The sequence below is a fragment of the Trabulsiella odontotermitis genome, from assembly GCF_030053895.1.
GTDB lineage: Bacteria > Pseudomonadota > Gammaproteobacteria > Enterobacterales > Enterobacteriaceae > Trabulsiella > Trabulsiella odontotermitis_C.
Genome location: NZ_CP125781.1, coordinates 87,624 through 105,716, shown reverse-complemented (window position 1 = coordinate 105,716; position 18,093 = coordinate 87,624). Strand labels below are relative to the sequence as shown.

Genomic DNA, 18,093 nt, shown 5'->3' with positions numbered 1-18,093 from the left:
ACGTGACCCGGATCACATCATCAGGGGTTAGCTGGACAGTTGAACGATTCAGTGCCAGATTTCGCACTATCAACAGGGTCCGGTGCCTCTTGCCGCCACATTAACAACAAACCTCGGGCTTCAAGCCTGCGCGACAGCAAACATAAGAAGGGGTGTTTTTATGTCATCCGATATCAAGATCAAAGTGCAAAGCTTTGGTCGATTCCTCAGCAATATGGTGATGCCAAATATCGGCGCGTTTATCGCGTGGGGTATTATCACCGCATTATTTATTCCAACAGGGTGGTTGCCTAACGAAACACTGGCGAAGCTGGTTGGTCCGATGATCACCTATCTTCTGCCGCTGCTGATTGGCTACACCGGCGGTCGTCTGGTGGGTGGCGATCGTGGCGGTGTGGTCGGTGCCATCACTACCATGGGCGTTATCGTCGGTGCTGATATGCCGATGTTCCTCGGTGCGATGATCGCAGGTCCGCTGGGCGGCTGGGCGATTAAACACTTTGATGGCTGGGTCGACGGTAAGATCAAATCCGGTTTCGAAATGCTGGTGAATAACTTCTCCGCTGGCATCATCGGTATGATCCTCGCGATTCTGGCGTTCCTCGGCATTGGTCCGGCCGTTGAAGTTCTGTCCAAAATTCTGGCGGCGGGCGTTAACTTCATGGTTGCGCACGAAATGCTGCCACTGGCGTCTATCTTTGTTGAACCGGCGAAAATCCTGTTCCTCAACAACGCCATCAACCACGGTATCTTCTCACCGTTGGGGATCCAGCAGTCTCACGACCTCGGCAAATCCATCTTCTTCCTGATTGAAGCGAACCCGGGTCCGGGTATGGGCGTCCTGATGGCGTACATGTTCTTCGGTCGTGGTAGCGCCAAGCAGTCCGCTGGCGGCGCGGCTATCATCCACTTCCTGGGTGGTATCCACGAAATCTACTTCCCGTATGTGCTGATGAACCCGCGTCTGATCATCGCTGTTATCCTCGGTGGTATGACTGGCGTGTTCACTCTGAGTGTACTGAACGGTGGTCTGGTGTCTCCGGCTTCCCCGGGCTCCATCCTGGCTGTACTGGCCATGACCCCGAAAGGTGCCTATTTCGCGAACATTACGGCGATTATCGCGGCGATGGCGGTCTCCTTCGTGATCTCTTCTATTCTGCTGAAAACCAGCAAAGTGAAAGACGACGAAGACCTGCAAGAAGCCACCCGTCGTATCCATGAAATGAAAACCGAGTCTAAAGGCGCGACGGCGCTGTCTGCCGGTGACGTGACCAACGACCTGAGCCACGTGCGCAAAATCATCGTTGCCTGTGACGCCGGCATGGGTTCCAGTGCCATGGGTGCAGGCGTACTGCGTAAGAAAGTACAGGATGCGGGTCTGACCAACATCTCTGTAACCAACAGCGCGATTAACAGCCTGCCGCCAGATGTTGACCTGGTCATCACGCACCGCGATCTGACCGAGCGCGCCATGCGTCAGGTGCCTCAGGCACAGCATATTTCGCTGACCAACTTCCTGGACAGCGGCCTGTACACCAGCCTGACCGAGCGTCTGGTTGCTGCGCAACGCCACTCGGACAACGACGTAAAGGTCCGCAGCAGCCTCAAAGACAGTTTTGAGGCTGCCGACAGCAACCTGTTTAAACTGGGCGCGGAAAACATTTTCCTCGGCCGCAAAGCGTCAAACAAAGAAGAAGCCATCCGTTTCGCTGGTGAACAACTGGTGAAAGGCGGCTACGTTGAACCGGAATACGTGGAAGCGATGCTGGATCGTGAAAAACTGACCCCGACTTATCTGGGTGAGTCTATCGCGGTACCGCACGGCACTGTTGAAGCGAAAGACCGCGTTCTGAAAACCGGCGTGGTATTCTGTCAGTACCCGGAAGGTGTTCGCTTTGGTGAAGAGGAAAGCGACATCGCCCGCCTGGTTATCGGCATCGCGGCACGCAACAACGAGCATATTCAGGTTATTACCAGCCTGACCAACGCGCTGGATGATGAATCCATCATTGAGCGTCTGGCTCACACCACCAGCGTTGAAGAAGTGCTGGCGCTGCTGAACAAGTAAGTTCCGTTCCCTCCCTCTCCCCATCGGGGAGAGGGCTAGGGTGAGGGAAAATTTCGTGTGGTTCCTCACCCCAGCCCTCTCGGGTAAAAACATTGATGAAGGTTAACTCTATGAAAGCATTACACTTTGGCGCAGGTAATATCGGACGCGGCTTTATCGGCAAACTGCTGGCGGATGCCGGCGTGACGCTGACGTTCGCCGATGTGAACCAGGTGGTTCTCGACGCCCTGAATGCCCGTCATAGCTATCAGGTCCACGTAGTGGGTGAAAACGAGCAAGTGGATACGGTGTCCGGCGTTAATGCCGTCAGCAGCATTGGCGACGACGTTGTCGATTTGATCGCCAGCGTTGATCTGGTGACCACCGCCGTCGGCCCTGTTGTGCTTGAGCGCATTGCGCCAGCCATCGCTAAAGGACTCACCAAACGTAAAGCGCAAGGCGTGAACACACCGCTGAATATCATCGCCTGTGAAAACATGGTGCGCGGCACCACCCAACTGAAAGGCCACGTGATGAACGCGCTGGCTGACGCTGATAAATCCTGGGTCGAGGCGCATGTCGGCTTTGTGGATTCCGCCGTCGACCGCATCGTTCCGCCTTCCGCTTCCGCGACCAACGACCCGCTGGAAGTGACGGTAGAAACATTCAGCGAGTGGATTGTCGACCAGACGCAGTTCAAAGGCGCGCTGCCGGATATCCCCGGAATGGAATTAACTGATAACCTGATGGCATTTGTCGAACGTAAGCTCTTCACGCTGAACACCGGTCATGCTATAACCGCCTACCTCGGACAGCAGACGGGTCATCAGACGATCCGTGATGCGATTCTCGACGAGAAAATCCGCGCAGTGGTAAAAGGGGCAATGGAAGAAAGCGGTGCGGTTCTGATCAAACGTTATGGTTTCGATCCCGCTAAACATGCTGCTTACATTCAGAAAATCCTCGGCCGTTTTGAGAACCCTTACCTGAAAGACGACGTTGAACGCGTTGGTCGCCAGCCGCTGCGTAAACTGAGCGCGGGCGATCGCCTGATCAAACCGCTGCTGGGGACGCTGGAATACGGTCTGCCGCACGCCAACCTGGTCAAAGGGATCGCCGCGGCAATGCACTACCGCAGCGCTCAGGATCCGCAGGCGCAGGAACTGGCTCAGCTCATCGATGATAAAGGTCCACAGGCCGCGCTGGCTCAGGTCTCCGGGCTTGATATAAACAGCGACGTGGTGGCGGAGGCGGTTAACGCTTATAACGCGACCAAATGAGAGTGGAACTGGCGCGGAGGCTTCCGCGCCCATTGATAAAGTTGTCAGATATGCAGGCAATAATGGAAGAAACGCAGGCCTTTGAAAACCGTGTGCTTGAGCGTCTGAATGCTGGCAAAACCGTGAGAAGCTTCCTGATCACCGCCGTCGAACTTCTGACAGAAGCGGTAAATATCCTGGTGCTTCAGGTGTTCCGCAAAGACGACTATGCGGTGAAATATGCAGTGGAACCGTTGCTGGACGGCGAAGGGCCGCTGGGCGATCTGTCCGTACGCCTTAAGCTCATCTATGGCCTCGGAGTGATAAGCCGCGCCGAATACGAAGACGCCGAACTGTTAATGGCGTTGCGCGAAGAGCTGAATCACGACGGCAACGACTACATCTTTACTGATGATGAAATTCTCGGTCCGTTTGGTGAACTCCACTGCGTCGCCGCCCTGCCGCCTGTTCCGCAGTTTGATAACAGCGATGCCGACCTGCTGGCGATGCAAAAGCAGCGTTATCAACAGGTTGTGCGTTCAACCATGGTGTTATCTCTGACCGAGCTGATTTCCCGAATCAGCTTAAAAAAGGCGTTTCAGAAGTAACCCTGCGAACAATCGTGTATCCTTTCCGCTATTCCCCCGTATTTAGAGCTATTTGTTATGAAAGAAGTCGAAAAGAACGAAATCAAGCGTCTGAGCGATCGCCTTGATGCTATTCGCCACCAGCAAGCCGATATTTCGCTGGTCGATGGCGCGGAAAAGTATGCCGAGCTGGAAAAAGAGAAGGCCACGCTGGAAACGGAAATCACCCGTCTGCGTGGCGTTCACAGCGAAAAGCTGAGCAATGAAGCACAAAAGCTGACGAAAATGCCGTTCCGCCGCGCCATTACCAAAAAAGAGCAGGCCGACATGGGCAAATTGAAAAAGAGCGTTCGTGGTCTGGTAGTTGTTCACCCGATGACCGCCCTGGGCCGCGAAATGGGCCTCACGGAGATGACCGGTTTCGCTAAAACTGAGTTCTGATTGCCTGCCATCCCTCTCCGCCAGGGAGAGGGGAAACGCTGCCTCACCCAATTGGCCCAACCAATCCTCGTCAAACCCCACCAGCGGTTCACAATTTCACCATTTCCTATTACATTCACATTGCCAGTGAATAACATTTAGTTAACCATTCGTTGTCATTACCCCTACAACAGACAACTGGCAGGGCCACTTTTACAAACATCGCAACGCTGATAATGGGCGCAGACTCACAGCGGTTTTGTTCCGGCCCCCTGGAGACCTGCATGAACCTCTGGCAACAAAATTATGACCCGGCCGGGAATCTCTGGCTGTCGAGCCTGGTGGCTTCGCTGCCGATCCTGTTCTTCTTTTTCGCCCTGATTAAGCTCAAGCTGAAGGGTTACGTCGCGGCAAGCTGGACGGTTGGCATCGCGCTGCTGGTGGCGTTGTTGTTCTACAAAATGCCCGTCGATCACGCGCTGGCGTCCGTCGTTTATGGTTTCTTTTACGGCCTGTGGCCGATCGCGTGGATCATCATCGCCGCAGTGTTTGTCTACAAAATCTCGGTGAAAACCGGGCAGTTCGACATCATCCGGTCATCAATACTGTCGATTACGCCGGACCAGCGTTTGCAGATGCTGATCGTCGGCTTCTCATTCGGCGCATTTCTGGAAGGGGCGGCGGGATTTGGCGCGCCGGTGGCGATCACCGCCGCACTGTTGGTCGGTCTCGGTTTTAACCCGCTTTATGCCGCGGGACTGTGCCTGATCGTCAACACCGCGCCGGTTGCTTTTGGCGCGATGGGGATCCCGATTCTGGTCGCCGGGCAGGTAACCGGGCTCGACAGCTTCGAGATCGGCCAGATGGTCGGTCGTCAGTTGCCGTTCCTGACCATCATCGTGCTGTTCTGGATTATGGCGATCATGGATGGCTGGCGCGGCATCAAAGAGACCTGGCCGGCGGTGATGGTGGCAGGCGGTTCGTTCGCCATTGCGCAATACCTCAGCTCAAACTTTATCGGCCCTGAGCTGCCGGACATCATCTCCTCACTGGTGTCGCTGGTGTGCCTGACGTTGTTCCTGAAACGCTGGCAGCCGGTGCGCATTTTCCGCTTTGCCGATATGGGCGCATCGCTGGTGGATCAGACCCTGGCGCGCACCAATTACACCGCCGGACAGGTGGTTCGCGCCTGGTCGCCGTTTCTGTTCCTGACGGCCACGGTTACGCTGTGGAGCGTCCCGCCCTTCAAAGCGCTGTTTGCCCCTGGCGGCGCGCTGTATCACTGGGTGGTGAACATTTCCGTCCCGTTCCTCGATAAGCTGGTTGCCCGCATGCCGCCCGTGGTTCATGACGCCACGCCGTACGCGGCGGTGTATAAATTCGACTGGTTCTCCGCCACTGGCACCGCCATTCTGTTTGCGGCGATCCTGTCCATCATCTGGCTGCGCATGAAACCGAAAGACGCCGTGGCGACGTTCGGCACCACGCTGAAAGAGCTGGCGCTGCCCATTTATTCGATCGGCATGGTACTGGCGTTCGCCTTTATTTCGAACTATTCCGGCCTCTCGTCAACGCTGGCTCTGGCGCTGGCGCATACCGGCAATGCTTTTACCTTTTTCTCACCGTTCCTCGGCTGGCTGGGTGTGTTCCTGACCGGCTCGGACACCTCGTCGAACGCGCTGTTTGCCGCCCTACAGGCCACGGCCGCGCAGCAGATTGGCGTCTCCGACGTGCTGATGGTGGCTGCAAATACCACCGGCGGCGTCACCGGCAAGATGATCTCCCCGCAATCCATCGCCATCGCCTGTGCGGCGGTTGGTCTGGTAGGGAAAGAGTCTGACCTGTTCCGCTTTACCGTAAAACACAGCCTGATTTTCACCTGCATGGTGGGCGTGATCACCACGCTTCAGGCGTATGTCTTAACCTGGATGATTCCATGATAGTGATGCCCCGGCGTCTTGCAGACGAGGTTGCCGATCGTGTGCGGGCGCTGATTGAAGAACAACAGCTGGAGGCGGGCATGCGTTTGCCCGCCGAGCGCCAGCTGGCCTTACAGCTCGGCGTATCGCGCAATTCACTGCGTGAGGCGCTGGCAAAACTGGTAACGGAAGGCGTGCTGCTCAGCCGTCGCGGCGGCGGAACGTTCGTCCGCTGGCAGCATGAGTCCTGGTCCGAGCACAACATCGTGCAACCGCTGAAAACACTGATGGCGGATGATCCCGATTACAGCTTTGATATTCTCGAAGCCCGCCACGCCATCGAAACCAGCACCGCCTGGCACGCCGCGCTCCGCGCCACTGAAGCTGACAAAGAGAAAATCCGTCTCTGTTTTGACGCCACGCTAAGCGATGATCCGGATATCGCCTCTCAGGCGGATGTGCGTTTTCACCTCGCCATCGCTGAAGCCTCGCACAACGTGGTGCTGCTGCAGACCATGCGCGGTTTTTTTGACGTGCTGCAGTCCTCCGTGAAACAGAGCCGCCAGCGGATGTATCTCGTACCTCCGGTCTTTGCAAAGCTGACGGAGCAGCATCAGGCCGTGCTGGAGGCTATTGTCGCCGGAGACGCCGAAGGCGCGCGTCAGGCAATGATGGCCCACTTAGGATTCGTTCATACCACCATTAAACGTTTTGATGAAGATCAGGCCCGTCAGGCGCGAATCACCCGCCTGCCCGGTGACCCGACCGCGTTTTCCAGGGAGAAGTAAGCATGATTATTTCAGCAGCAAGCGACTATCGGGCAGCGGCGCAGCGCATCCTGCCACCATTCCTGTTCCACTACATCGACGGCGGCGCCTACGCGGAATACACCCTGCGCCGCAACGTGGAAGATCTGTCGCAGGTGGCGCTTCGCCAGCGGGTGCTCAAAAATATGTCCGACCTGAGCCTCGGGACCACGCTGTTTAACGAAAATCTGTCGATGCCGGTCGCACTCGGTCCGGTCGGGCTGTGCGGTATGTATGCCCGCCGTGGCGAAGTGCAGGCCGCTGGCGCCGCCGATGATAAAGGCATTCCGTTTACCCTCTCCACGGTGTCCGTCTGTCCTATCGAAGAAGTGGCCCCCACCCTCAAACGCCCGATGTGGTTCCAGTTATACGTATTGCGCGACCGCGGGTTTATGCGTAATGCGCTGGAACGCGCCAAAGCGGCGGGCTGCTCCACGCTGGTGTTTACCGTCGATATGCCAACGCCCGGTGCCCGTTACCGCGACGCCCATTCCGGGATGAGCGGCGCGAACGCGGCGATGCGCCGCTACTGGCAGGCGGTCACCCACCCGCAGTGGGCGTGGGATGTGGGCCTCAATGGTCGCCCGCACGATCTGGGAAACATCTCCACCTATCTCGGCAAACCCACCGGGCTGGAAGATTACATCGGCTGGCTGGCGAACAATTTCGATCCCTCGATTTCATGGAAAGACCTGGAGTGGATCCGCGAATTCTGGGACGGCCCGATGGTGATCAAAGGGATCCTCGATCCGGAAGATGCGCGCGATGCGGTACGTTTTGGCGCTGACGGCATTGTGGTTTCCAACCACGGCGGTCGCCAGCTCGATGGCGTGCTCTCGTCTGCGCGCGCCCTGCCCGCCATCGCCGATGCGGTGAAAGGCGATATCACGATTCTGGCCGACAGCGGTATTCGCAACGGGCTCGACGTGGTGCGCATGATTGCGCTGGGCGCTGACAGTGTGCTGCTGGGTCGCGCGTATCTCTACGCGCTGGCGACGCACGGCCGTAAAGGCGTGGCGAACCTGCTCGATTTGATTGAGAAAGAGATGAAGGTGGCGATGACCCTGACCGGTGCGAAAACGATTCATGAGATCAGTCGCGAATCGCTGGTGCAGGAAGAAGCGCAGCTGAATGCCGCGCTGGCCCCGCTGACGCACGGAAGCGCGGCGTAATCAACGCAGATCTGCTATTCTGCCCCCGCTATTAAGGGGGCAGTATGTTAAATATCGTTTTATTCGAACCTGAAATCCCGCCCAATACCGGGAACATCATCCGCCTGTGCGCCAACACCGGCTTTCGTCTGCATATCATCGAACCGATGGGCTTTGCCTGGGACGACAAGCGCCTGCGCCGCGCCGGGCTGGATTATCACGAATTTACTGCCGTTACCCGCCATGCGAATTACGCCGCGTTTCAGGACGCTGTTAAGCCTCAGCGCCTGTTTGCCCTGACCACCAAAGGCACCCCCGCGCACAGCGCTGTCAGCTACCAGGACGGGGATTTTCTGATGTTTGGCCCGGAAACGCGCGGACTGCCCGCGATCATTCTGGACGCGCTGCCGCCGGATCAAAAAATACGCATACCAATGATGCCGGACAGCCGCAGCATGAATCTGTCGAATGCGGTGTCGGTGGTGGTGTATGAAGCCTGGCGCCAGTTGGGATATCCTGGCGCCGTGCTCAGAAATTAGATGCCGTCACCATACTCAAAGGTATGGTGAATACCGTTGAAGTGCTGATCCATATCCATCGATGGTTTATCGCTGTCAGGTTTACCGACAATACGCGCCGGTACGCCTGCGGCAGTGGTGTGCGGCGGAACCGGCTGTAACACCACGGAGCCTGCGCCGATTTTCGCGCCGCGCCCGACTTCGATGTTGCCGAGAATTTTCGCGCCAGCGCCAATCATCACCCCTTCACGGATCTTCGGATGGCGGTCGCCACTGGTTTTCCCGGTACCGCCGAGGGTGACCGACTGCAGGATAGAAACGTCGTTTTCGATAACCGCCGTCTCACCGACGACAATGCCTGTGGCGTGGTCGAGCATGATACCGCGACCAATTTTCGCCGCCGGATGAATATCGACCTGGAAGGTCACAGAAACCTGGTTTTGCAGGAAAATCGCCAGTGCGCGACGCCCCTGATTCCACAACCAGTGACCGATGCGATACGCCTGTAGCGCGTGGAAACCTTTCAGATACAGCAGCGGCGTGGAGTATTTATCTACCGCCGGGTCGCGGGTGCGCACCGCCTGAATATCGCAGGCGGCGGAGGCGATCATTTCCGGGTCGGCGGCATACGCCTCTTCCACCACTTCACGGATCGCGATGGCAGGCATGATGGGTGATGCCAGTTTATTCGCCAGCATGTAGCTTAACGCGCTGCCGAGATTTTCGTGCTTGAGAAGCGTCGCGTGATAAAAACTGGCAAGCATAGGCTCACAGTCAGCCAGCGCCCGGGCTTCGGCTTTGATGTTGTTCCAGACAATTTCCAGTTCTTCACACGACATTGCATACTCCAGACGATATCATGACGACCGGCCAGTTCTGCGCTGGCCGGGTCGTTAGGGGACAAAGTTCCTTGCGACTAGTGGCTGCTGCGCTCATCCTTGCGTGCGCGACCTAATAAGGTCAATGCTGCCTCGCGCGCGTTTTTTCCGCAATACAATACCTGATAAATTTCCTCGGTTATTGGCATTTCAACACCAAAACGGTGTGCCAGCGCGCGGACTTCCTTGGTATTGCGATAACCTTCAACCACCTGGCCGATGCTGTCCTGCGCGCTTTGCACATCCATGCCCTTACCGAGCATCATGCCAAAACGGCGGTTACGGGACTGGTTGTCAGTACAAGTCAGCACCAGATCGCCAAGCCCGGCCATGCCCATGAACGTCGCCGGATCAGCGCCCAGCGCCGCGCCAAGACGGGACATTTCAGTCAACCCGCGGGTGATGAGCGCTGTACGCGCGTTGGCGCCGAAACCAATGCCGTCAGACATCCCGGCACCGATAGCAATGACGTTTTTCACCGCGCCGCCCAACTGAACGCCGATGAAATCCGGGTTGATATAGACACGGAAACTTTTGCCGCAATGCAGCAACTGCTGCAAATCGTCAGCGAAGACAGGGTCAGTGGAAGCCAGCGAAATTGCCGTCGGCAGACCTGCGGCCAGCTCTTTGGCAAACGTCGGGCCGGAGATCACCGCCAGCGGGATCGCATCGCCCAGCACATCGCGCGCCACATCCTGCAACAAACGCCCGGTTTCGGCTTCCAGACCTTTCGTCGCCCAGACCAGCCGCGCATCAGGGTGCATCAGGGGTTTGATCTGTTGCAGAACGTCGCCAAACACATGGCTTGGCACCACGATCAGAATATCGCGACTGGCGGCCAGCGCCGCGGTCAGCGAGCTTTCCAGGCGGAGCGTATCAGGGAAAGGAACATCCGGGAGAAAGGCAGCGTTGCAGCGATCGTGCTGTAACGTGGCGATGTGTTTCGGGTCATGGCCCCACAGCACAACGTTGTGGCCATTGCGCGCCAGCGTGATCGCAAGAGCGGTGCCGTAGGAGCCGGCACCGATGACAGTCATTGAAGCGTTAGCGGCGTTCATCAGGCATCCTGATGCGGTTGTTCGCCTTCGCCAGCCTGTTGCTGCAGATAACTCATGAACAGCGCATCAAAGTTGACCGGCGCCAGGTTCAGCTGCGGGAAAGTACCGCGGGAAACCAGGCTGGTAATGCATTCGCGCGCGTACGGGAACAGGATGTTCGGGCAGTAAGCCCCCAGGCAGTGCGCCATCTGGTTGCCTTCGATACCTTCGATGGAGAAGATACCTGCCTGCTGTACTTCGCACAGGAACGCCGTTTCGTCATTCAGAGACGCCGTTACGGTAACGCGCAGAACCACTTCGAACACGCCCTCCGCCAGTTGGCTGGACGCGGTATCCAGATCCAGTTTGACTTCTGGCTGCCAGTCTTTCTGGAATACGTGCGGCGCGTTCGGCGCTTCGTATGACACATCCTTCGTATAAATACGCTGGATCTGGAAATTCATTTCTGCGGTATTTTGTTCTGACATGTGAAAACCCTTAGTGTTGTGTCCTTAAATTGCGTCAGCGGAGCAGAGGATCAAGTCCACCACGCGCGTCCAGCGCATACAAGTCATCACAGCCGCCTATGTGCTGTGCATCAATAAAAATCTGCGGAACCGTGGTACGGCCACTACGCTTAATCATCTCTTCACGCTTCACCGCATCGCCGTCGATCGGCAGTTCCTGAAACGTCACCCCTTTGCTGTTCAGCAGCGCTTTGGCGCGATGGCAGAACGGGCAGGTAGCTTTAGTATAGATCTCGATATTGGCCATAACGTCGCTCCTTACTTACCTTTAACCAGAGGCAGGTTTTCACCGCTCCAGCCTGCGATACCTTCTTTCAGCACATAAACCTGTGCGAAACCGGCTTTGGCGAGATCGCCCGCGGGTGACTGCGCCTGCAGGCCAGATCCGTCAACCACAATAATGGGTTGAGATTTGTGTTTTTCCAGTTCGCCTACGTTATTTGCTTTGATTTCGCTGGGCAGCAGGTTAATGGAGCCTGCAATGTGACCTTTGCGGAAATCATCGCGCTGACGTAAATCCACCACGACGGCGTCTTCTTTGTTAATCAGACGCGTTGCTTCGCCACGGGTAATCACCTTAACTTTAGACATTAACCCTTTAAAGGTGGTGAACAGCACTGCCGCCAGTAACGCAACCCACGCGATACACAGTATGGGGTTGCGACTTACAAATTGCATAATTTCTTGCATGGGGGGTAACGACTCCCGACTCAGTGATTAAAAAAACCAGGAAAGGAGTATACCTGCGCGTTAGCCGGTGAGCATTAGCTATTCGCTTTTCTGCGGCATAGAACGAGAAAAATTGCTGAAATGCACACTGACCGGCATCACACTCCACCGCTTTTTTTGATCTTCTGTGGCTATTTGATCGATTCAGCTGTAGTAAAATTACGCAAAATTTCTGTCTTTTGAGCATGAGGTTGTCGCAATGTCGGTTTCAAAAAAACCTATGGTTCTGGTTATTCTGGATGGTTATGGCTACCGTGAAGACCAGCAGGATAACGCTATTTACGCCGCTAAAACCCCTGTCATGGATGCGCTGTGGGCAAAACGTCCACATACGCTGATCGACGCGTCTGGCCTGGAAGTCGGTCTGCCGGATCGTCAGATGGGCAACTCCGAAGTGGGTCACGTTAACCTCGGTGCCGGCCGCATCGTGTATCAGGATCTGACTCGCCTGGATGTGGAAATCAAAGACCGTAAATTCTTTACTAACCCGGTGCTGAACGCGGCAGTCGATAAAGCCGCTGCCGCCGGCAAAGCCGTGCATATCATGGGTCTGCTCTCCGCAGGTGGCGTACACAGCCATGAAGATCACATTATGGCGATGGTGGAACTGGCTGCTGAACGCGGCGCAGAAAAAATCTACCTGCACGCCTTCCTCGACGGCCGCGACACCCCGCCGCGCAGCGCGAAATCCTCCCTGCAGGCATTTGAAGAGAAATTCGCCGCCCTCGGTAAAGGCCGCGTGGCGTCGATCATTGGCCGCTACTACGCGATGGACCGTGACAACCGTTGGGATCGCGTGGAACAGGCGTATGACCTGCTGACCCAGGCGAAAGGCGAATACCAGACCGACACCGCCGTGGCAGGCCTTGAAGCCGCCTATGCCCGTGATGAAAACGACGAATTCGTCAAAGCGACTGTGGTTCGCGCCGCCGGTCAGGCTGATGCCGCGATGCAGGACGGCGATGCGCTGATTTTCATGAACTTCCGCGCTGACCGTGCCCGCGAAATCACCCGCGCGTTCGTGAATGCCGATTTCGACGGCTTCGCCCGTAAGAAAGTGGTGAAACTGGCTGATTTCGTCATGCTGACCGAATATGCCGCCGACATTAAAGCCGCCTGCGCATATCCGCCAGCCTCGCTGACCAATACTTACGGCGAATGGATGGCGAAAAACGACAAGACCCAACTGCGTATCTCTGAAACCGAGAAATACGCTCACGTGACGTTCTTCTTTAACGGCGGCGTTGAAGAGCCGTTTGCCGGTGAAGACCGCATTCTGATCAACTCCCCGAAAGTAGCGACCTATGATCTGCAGCCGGAAATGAGCTCCGCCGAGCTGACGGAAAAACTGGTCGGCGCGATCAAGAGCGGCAAATACGACACCATCATTTGTAACTACCCGAACGGCGACATGGTTGGCCATACCGGCGTGTTTGACGCCGCGGTTCACGCAGTTGAAGCGCTGGATCACTGCATCAGCGAAGTGACCAGCGCAGTGGAATCCGTTGGTGGTCAGTTGCTGATCACCGCCGACCACGGTAACGCCGAACAGATGCGCGATCCGTCAACCGGTCAGGCGCACACCGCGCATACCAACCTGCCGGTTCCGCTGATCTACGTCGGACCGAAAACCGTGAAAGCCGTTGAAGGCGGTAAACTTTCTGACATCGCGCCGACCATGTTGACGCTGATGGGAATGGAAATCCCGCAAGAGATGACTGGTAAGGCGCTGTTCATCGTGGAATAATCCTTCCCCATGAGGGGAAAGGCGACTTATTCAATGACATGGACCGCGGCCGCCGTCCGGTCTGTACTTTACGCCAGCGCACTCAGCGCTGGCGTATTGCTGTGCGCCGCATCCGCCCAGGCTGATGATCGCGATCAGCTGAAATCCATTCAGGCTGATATCGCCGCCAAAGAGCGCGCGGTACGCCAGCAACAACAGCAGCGCTCCTCACTGCTCGCTCAGCTTAAAACACAGGAAGAGGCGATTTCCGCCGCCGCCCGCGCCCTGCGTGAAACGCAAAACACCCTCGCCCAGCTCAATAAACAAATTGATACGATGAATGCCTCCATCGCGAAACTGGAGAAGCAAAAAGCGCAGCAGGAACGCAATCTGGCGGCCCAGCTCGACGCGGCGTTTCGTCAGGGTCAGCACACTGGCATTCAGCTCATTCTGAGCGGCGAAGAGAGCCAGCGTGGCCAGCGTTTACAGGCCTATTTTGGTTATCTCAACCAGGCGCGCCAGGAAACTATCGGCCAGTTAAAGCAGACGCGCGAAGAGGTCGCCACGCAGAAAGCGGAGCTGGAAGAGAAACAGAGCCAGCAGCAGACCCTGCTGTACGAGCAAAAAGCGCAGCAGGCAAAGCTGGAGCAGGCGCGCAACGAACGTAAGAAAACGCTTTCCGGGCTGGAATCCTCCATTCAGGAAGGTCAGCAGCAGTTAAGCGAACTGCGGGCGAACGAATCCCGCATGCGCAACCGCATCGCGCAGGCGGAAGCTGCCGCCAAAGCTCGGGCGGAACGTGAAGCCCGCGAGGCGCAGGCCGTACGCGATCGTCAACAGGAAGCTTCCCGCAAAGGCACGACCTATAAACCTACCGAAAGCGAGCGCTCGCTGATGTCGCGCACCGGCGGTCTCGGCTCGCCGCGCGGCCAGGCGTTCTGGCCGGTTCGCGGTCCCACCCTCCATCGTTATGGCGAACCGCTGCAGGGTGAGCTACGTTGGAAAGGGATGGTCATCGGCGCATCGGAAGGAACGGAAGTCAAAGCCATCGCCGATGGGCGCGTTATTCTTGCCGACTGGCTGCAGGGGTATGGCCTGGTGGTAGTGGTTGAGCACGGTAAAGGCGACATGAGCCTGTACGGCTACAACCAGAGCGCACTGGTCAGCGTCGGCACGCAGGTGCGTGCAGGTCAGCCGATTGCCCTCGTAGGCAGCAGTGGGGGTCAGGGTCGACCGTCGCTCTATTTCGAAATTCGCCGCCAGGGTCAGGCGGTCAATCCACAGCCGTGGTTGGGAAGATAAGTTTTGCTTCAATTTCGTCGTACTGTTCTCTCCATCGCCGGGTTACTGGCGATGGCTGCACCGGCATTCGCCGGAAAACTCGCCATCGTCATTGACGATTTTGGCTACCGTCCGCAAACCGAAAATCAGGTGCTGGCGCTCCCCGCCACGCTTTCTGTGGCTGTTCTGCCCAACGCGCCGCACGCCCGTGAAATGGCGACCAAAGCCCATAACAGCGGCCATGAAGTGCTGATCCATCTGCCCATGGCGCCGCTCAGCAAACAGCCGCTGGAAAAAGACACGCTGCGCCCTGACATGAACAGCGATGAGATCGATCGCATCATCCGCGAAGCGGTCAATAAAGTGCCTTTCGCCGTGGGGCTGAATAACCACATGGGCAGCGCGATGACGTCAAACCTGTTCGGCATGGAAAAGGTGATGCAGTCGCTGAGTCGCTACAATCTCTATTTCCTCGACAGCATGACCATCGGCAACAGCCAGGCGCTGCGAGCCTCTACCGGTACCGGCGTAAAAGTCATTAAGCGCAAAGTGTTTCTGGATGACACCCAAAATGAGGCGGACATTCGTTATCAGTTCAACAGGGCGATCCAGCTGGCGCGGCGTAACGGTTCCGCTATCGCCATCGGCCATCCGCATCCGTCAACGGTGCGGGTTTTACAGCAGATGATTTACAGCCTGCCGCCGGACATCACGCTGGTGCGTCCGAGCAGCCTGCTCAACGAGCCGCAGGTCGATACCTCCACACCACCGAAAAACACACAGCCGCCGCGCAACCCGTTCCGGGGCGTGAAGCTGTGCAAAGCGAAAAAGCCGCCTGAACCCGTTTATGCAACACGCTTCTTTACGGTGATTGGCGAAAGCATCAGCCAGAGCACACTGGTGCAGTACTATCAGCACCAGTGGCGAGGCTGGGACAATAAAGACTAAACGGTATGAGAATCCGTGTGCTTATCGGCCACGGATTTTTTATTGTCCTGATGCTGATACCAGGCTTTGAAGTATTTAAGGAAGCTATAGAGCGTGGCATAAAGCCCGGTGACTGCGCCGACTTTTCCTTGCCGCCAGGCGCCGCTGAACAGATACCATTTAAAAAAAGCACCAATGGCACTTATGATTCCGCGCGCAATAGAGGGGCGGACTTTCTGATATTTCACCAGCCGCGTGGTATAACTGTTTAGTTTACTAAAGACTTCATGCAGCGAATAAAAGGTGTCGTGTCTGACATGGCCGGGAATAGTATACGTTTGTCCGGTGCCTTCCACTTTATCGTCGACAGGCCGCAGATTAAACAGGGCATGATTCCGGTTAAACAGGCGCACCGGGAAATCCGGAGAAGAGATGGGGTAAATCGTTCGCGTTTGCTCGCCCAGCACGTACCAGTAGCGGGAGATACGCCAGCCATACTCTGGCGGCGGTGTTTCGCCAGCTTTTAATGTCTGAATGAAACTAAGGGTTGGCTCATCGAAAATTTCATCGCTATCGACGCATAACACCCAATCATTAGAAGAATGTTTTATGGCTACATTCATTTGTTCGCCGTGCATACTATATGGATTATAAATTGGTGTTAATCCATATCCTTCACAAATATTTATTGTTTTATCGGTACTGCCAGAATCAATCACCACAAATTCATCCGCAATTGTGATTAATGGCGGAATGACTTTATGCAGCAAGCGTTCAGAATTATACGTCAGCAAGCAAACGGTCAATTTAAACATGTCTATCCCACGATAATAATCTGACACCCAAAAGAGGTGCTGGTGAATTTTACGCACATGTGTATGACAGAAAAATATGAGATCTCACACTTTTAGTGAGATTGTTTCTGATTTTATAATAGCTGTTTCTGTAACAAAAACGCTGAATATCCATCCGAAATCTTTATAATGCCAGCAGGTTTAGCGGACAGAGAACAGAGTCATGGTGCCACAGCGACGGAAAATTTTGCTTTTTGACAGTGGCAAGGAGTGGGGCGGCGGCACCAACAGCATGCTGGAGCTGCTTAAGCGTATCGACCGTGAGCGGTTCGACATCACCTGCTGTTTTTACTATAACTATCGCCGGGATCAGGGTCAGACGATTGAAGCGGTGCTGGCCGGGTTTGATATTCCGATGATCCTGTTGCCTGCGCGCCGCCAGCCGGGCTGGGCGAAAGTGCTCAAAGAGCTTGGCCGCAGCCTGTTGTTTTTCTCCCGCAACGCCCGCAAAGCCTTTACCCGCAAGATGGACAACCTGTGGCGCATCCAGCCAAATGCGAAACAGCTACGGCAGTTGCTGAAAGACGGTGGTTACGACATTCTCTATATGAATAACCAGCCAGGCTCAAACGAGGAAGGCTATCACGCTGTTGACGGTCTTCCTGTTGCGCTGGTGCAGCACTGCCGCATCGAGCCTGCGCTCACGCCGTCACTGGTGTCATTAGTGAATCAACGCATTGATAAGATCATCGCCGTTTCGCACGGCGTGGAACACGTGTTGCTAAAAAATGGCGTGGCAGCGCCGTATTGTGTGACGGTAAATAACGCCATCGACGTCAACCAGCCGCTGCCGGATCGCCAGCAGATGCGCGAAACACTGGGCCTGACGCCCGACACTTTCGTTTTCGGCAGCATCGGGTCGCTGCTCGCACGTAAATCCAATCATCATACGCTGGAAGCGCTGGCGCACTTCCACCAGCAACATCCTGAAGCGAACTGGAAAATGATGCTGGTGGGGCAAGGGCCGGAACGCGACGCGCTGGAAGCACAGGCCACAACGCTGGGGATTACGGAGCATCTGATCTTTACCGGCTTCAAAAATAATCCTTTTGATTATCTGGCAGCCTTTGACGCGTTTGTTCTCGCCTCCAGCAGCGAAGGGTTGCCGCGCGTGGTGCTTGAAGCGATGCTGCTCGGCATTCCGGTGGTGGGTTCAGATGTCACCGGGACGCAGGAGCTGGTTCATCATGAGCAAACCGGGCTGCTGTTTCCCTGGAGCGATGTGAAAATGCTGGAAAATCATCTCTCCCGTATCTGGCAGGATGCGTCGCTGCGCCAGCGGCTCGCGCAGAACGGACAACAGCAAGTGCGCAGCCAGTACGCGATTGAACATTATGTTTCCGGCGTGGAAGACGTTCTGGGGATGATTCAGTCGAGGAGGTCAGGTGTTTAACCGGGAGCGCAAAGGCACCCCCGGCCATCACGGG

General features: G+C 56.2%; 18 protein-coding genes. 12 read left to right on the top strand and 6 right to left on the bottom strand.

Annotated elements, in window-relative coordinates; all coding sequences use genetic code 11:
• Positions 1 to 160 precede the first annotated feature (160 nt).
• The 8 genes from QMG90_RS00530 (at position 161) to trmL (ending at position 8,728) form a co-directional block, all read left to right on the top strand.
• Positions 161 to 2,068, top strand: coding sequence for a PTS mannitol transporter subunit IICBA (locus QMG90_RS00530; RefSeq protein WP_283282168.1), 1,908 nt, complete (start codon positions 161 to 163; stop codon positions 2,066 to 2,068).
• Positions 2,069 to 2,178: 110 nt separating this feature from the next.
• Complete coding sequence (mtlD, locus tag QMG90_RS00525) at positions 2,179 to 3,327, top strand: mannitol-1-phosphate 5-dehydrogenase (RefSeq protein ID WP_283282167.1); 1,149 nt, start codon at positions 2,179 to 2,181, stop codon at positions 3,325 to 3,327.
• Positions 3,324 to 3,914 (top strand): mannitol operon repressor MtlR, encoded by a 591-nt coding sequence (mtlR, locus tag QMG90_RS00520; RefSeq protein WP_283282165.1) that lies wholly within the window; start codon positions 3,324 to 3,326, stop codon positions 3,912 to 3,914. The genes mtlD and mtlR overlap by 4 nt, the downstream gene beginning before the upstream one ends.
• A 57-nt stretch (positions 3,915 to 3,971) precedes the next feature.
• A complete protein-coding gene (locus QMG90_RS00515; protein ID WP_283282163.1) occupies positions 3,972 to 4,334 on the top strand; it encodes a YibL family ribosome-associated protein in 363 nt (120 codons plus the stop codon).
• 263 nt (positions 4,335 to 4,597) lie between these two features.
• Positions 4,598 to 6,253, top strand: a complete 1,656-nt coding sequence (lldP, locus tag QMG90_RS00510; protein WP_283282161.1) for an L-lactate permease — start codon at positions 4,598 to 4,600, stop codon at positions 6,251 to 6,253.
• A complete protein-coding gene (gene lldR / locus QMG90_RS00505; protein ID WP_283282159.1) occupies positions 6,250 to 7,020 on the top strand; it encodes a transcriptional regulator LldR in 771 nt (256 codons plus the stop codon). The genes lldP and lldR overlap by 4 nt, the downstream gene beginning before the upstream one ends.
• Before the next feature lie 2 nt (positions 7,021 to 7,022).
• Positions 7,023 to 8,210, top strand: a complete 1,188-nt coding sequence (gene lldD, locus QMG90_RS00500; RefSeq protein ID WP_283282157.1) for an FMN-dependent L-lactate dehydrogenase LldD — start codon at positions 7,023 to 7,025, stop codon at positions 8,208 to 8,210.
• 44 nt (positions 8,211 to 8,254) lie between these two features.
• Positions 8,255 to 8,728: a tRNA (uridine(34)/cytosine(34)/5-carboxymethylaminomethyluridine(34)-2'-O)-methyltransferase TrmL gene (gene trmL / locus QMG90_RS00495; protein ID WP_283282155.1), complete on the top strand. Its 474-nt coding sequence runs from the start codon at positions 8,255 to 8,257 to the stop codon at positions 8,726 to 8,728.
• Here the strand turns inward: trmL and cysE are convergent.
• The 5 genes from cysE to QMG90_RS00470 form a co-directional block, all read right to left on the bottom strand.
• Positions 8,725 to 9,546, bottom strand: coding sequence for a serine O-acetyltransferase (gene cysE / locus QMG90_RS00490; RefSeq protein ID WP_283282153.1), 822 nt, complete (start codon positions 9,544 to 9,546; stop codon positions 8,725 to 8,727). The genes trmL and cysE overlap by 4 nt on opposite strands.
• Positions 9,547 to 9,623: 77 nt before the next feature.
• Complete coding sequence (gene gpsA, locus QMG90_RS00485; protein WP_283282151.1) at positions 9,624 to 10,643, bottom strand: NAD(P)H-dependent glycerol-3-phosphate dehydrogenase; 1,020 nt, start codon at positions 10,641 to 10,643, stop codon at positions 9,624 to 9,626.
• Complete coding sequence (gene secB, locus QMG90_RS00480; RefSeq protein WP_054178020.1) at positions 10,643 to 11,110, bottom strand: protein-export chaperone SecB; 468 nt, start codon at positions 11,108 to 11,110, stop codon at positions 10,643 to 10,645. Before secB ends, gpsA begins: the two co-directional genes overlap by 1 nt.
• A 34-nt stretch (positions 11,111 to 11,144) precedes the next feature.
• Positions 11,145 to 11,396, bottom strand: a complete 252-nt coding sequence (grxC, locus tag QMG90_RS00475) for a glutaredoxin 3 (protein ID WP_038161020.1) — start codon at positions 11,394 to 11,396, stop codon at positions 11,145 to 11,147.
• 11 nt (positions 11,397 to 11,407) lie between these two features.
• Entirely contained in the window at positions 11,408 to 11,839 is a 432-nt protein-coding gene (locus QMG90_RS00470) for a rhodanese-like domain-containing protein (RefSeq protein WP_283282147.1), read from the bottom strand.
• A gap of 238 nt (positions 11,840 to 12,077) precedes the next feature.
• Here QMG90_RS00470 and gpmM point away from each other — a divergent pair, with 238 nt between their 5' ends.
• Genes gpmM through QMG90_RS00455 form a run of 3 tightly spaced genes read left to right on the top strand, consistent with a single transcriptional unit; the run spans position 12,078 to position 15,833 of the window.
• Positions 12,078 to 13,625: a 2,3-bisphosphoglycerate-independent phosphoglycerate mutase gene (gene gpmM / locus QMG90_RS00465; RefSeq protein ID WP_283282145.1), complete on the top strand. Its 1,548-nt coding sequence runs from the start codon at positions 12,078 to 12,080 to the stop codon at positions 13,623 to 13,625.
• A 9-nt stretch (positions 13,626 to 13,634) separates the two neighbouring features.
• Positions 13,635 to 14,906, top strand: a complete 1,272-nt coding sequence (envC, locus tag QMG90_RS00460; protein WP_283282143.1) for a murein hydrolase activator EnvC — start codon at positions 13,635 to 13,637, stop codon at positions 14,904 to 14,906.
• A 3-nt stretch (positions 14,907 to 14,909) separates the two neighbouring features.
• The gene (locus tag QMG90_RS00455) at positions 14,910 to 15,833 is read left to right on the top strand and encodes a divergent polysaccharide deacetylase family protein (RefSeq protein WP_283282141.1); all 924 of its coding nucleotides are present in this window, start codon (positions 14,910 to 14,912) and stop codon (positions 15,831 to 15,833) included.
• Here the strand turns inward: QMG90_RS00455 and QMG90_RS00450 are convergent.
• On the bottom strand, positions 15,830 to 16,627 hold the full coding sequence (locus QMG90_RS00450; protein WP_283282139.1) for a glycosyltransferase family 2 protein: 798 nt from the start codon (positions 16,625 to 16,627) through the stop codon (positions 15,830 to 15,832). The two genes, QMG90_RS00455 and QMG90_RS00450, sit on opposite strands and share 4 nt — an antisense overlap.
• 202 nt (positions 16,628 to 16,829) lie before the next feature.
• On the opposite strand from QMG90_RS00450, the gene QMG90_RS00445 reads away from it, so the two are divergent.
• On the top strand, positions 16,830 to 18,059 hold the full coding sequence (locus tag QMG90_RS00445; RefSeq protein WP_283282138.1) for a glycosyltransferase: 1,230 nt from the start codon (positions 16,830 to 16,832) through the stop codon (positions 18,057 to 18,059).
• The last annotated feature ends 34 nt before the right edge of the window (positions 18,060 to 18,093 follow it).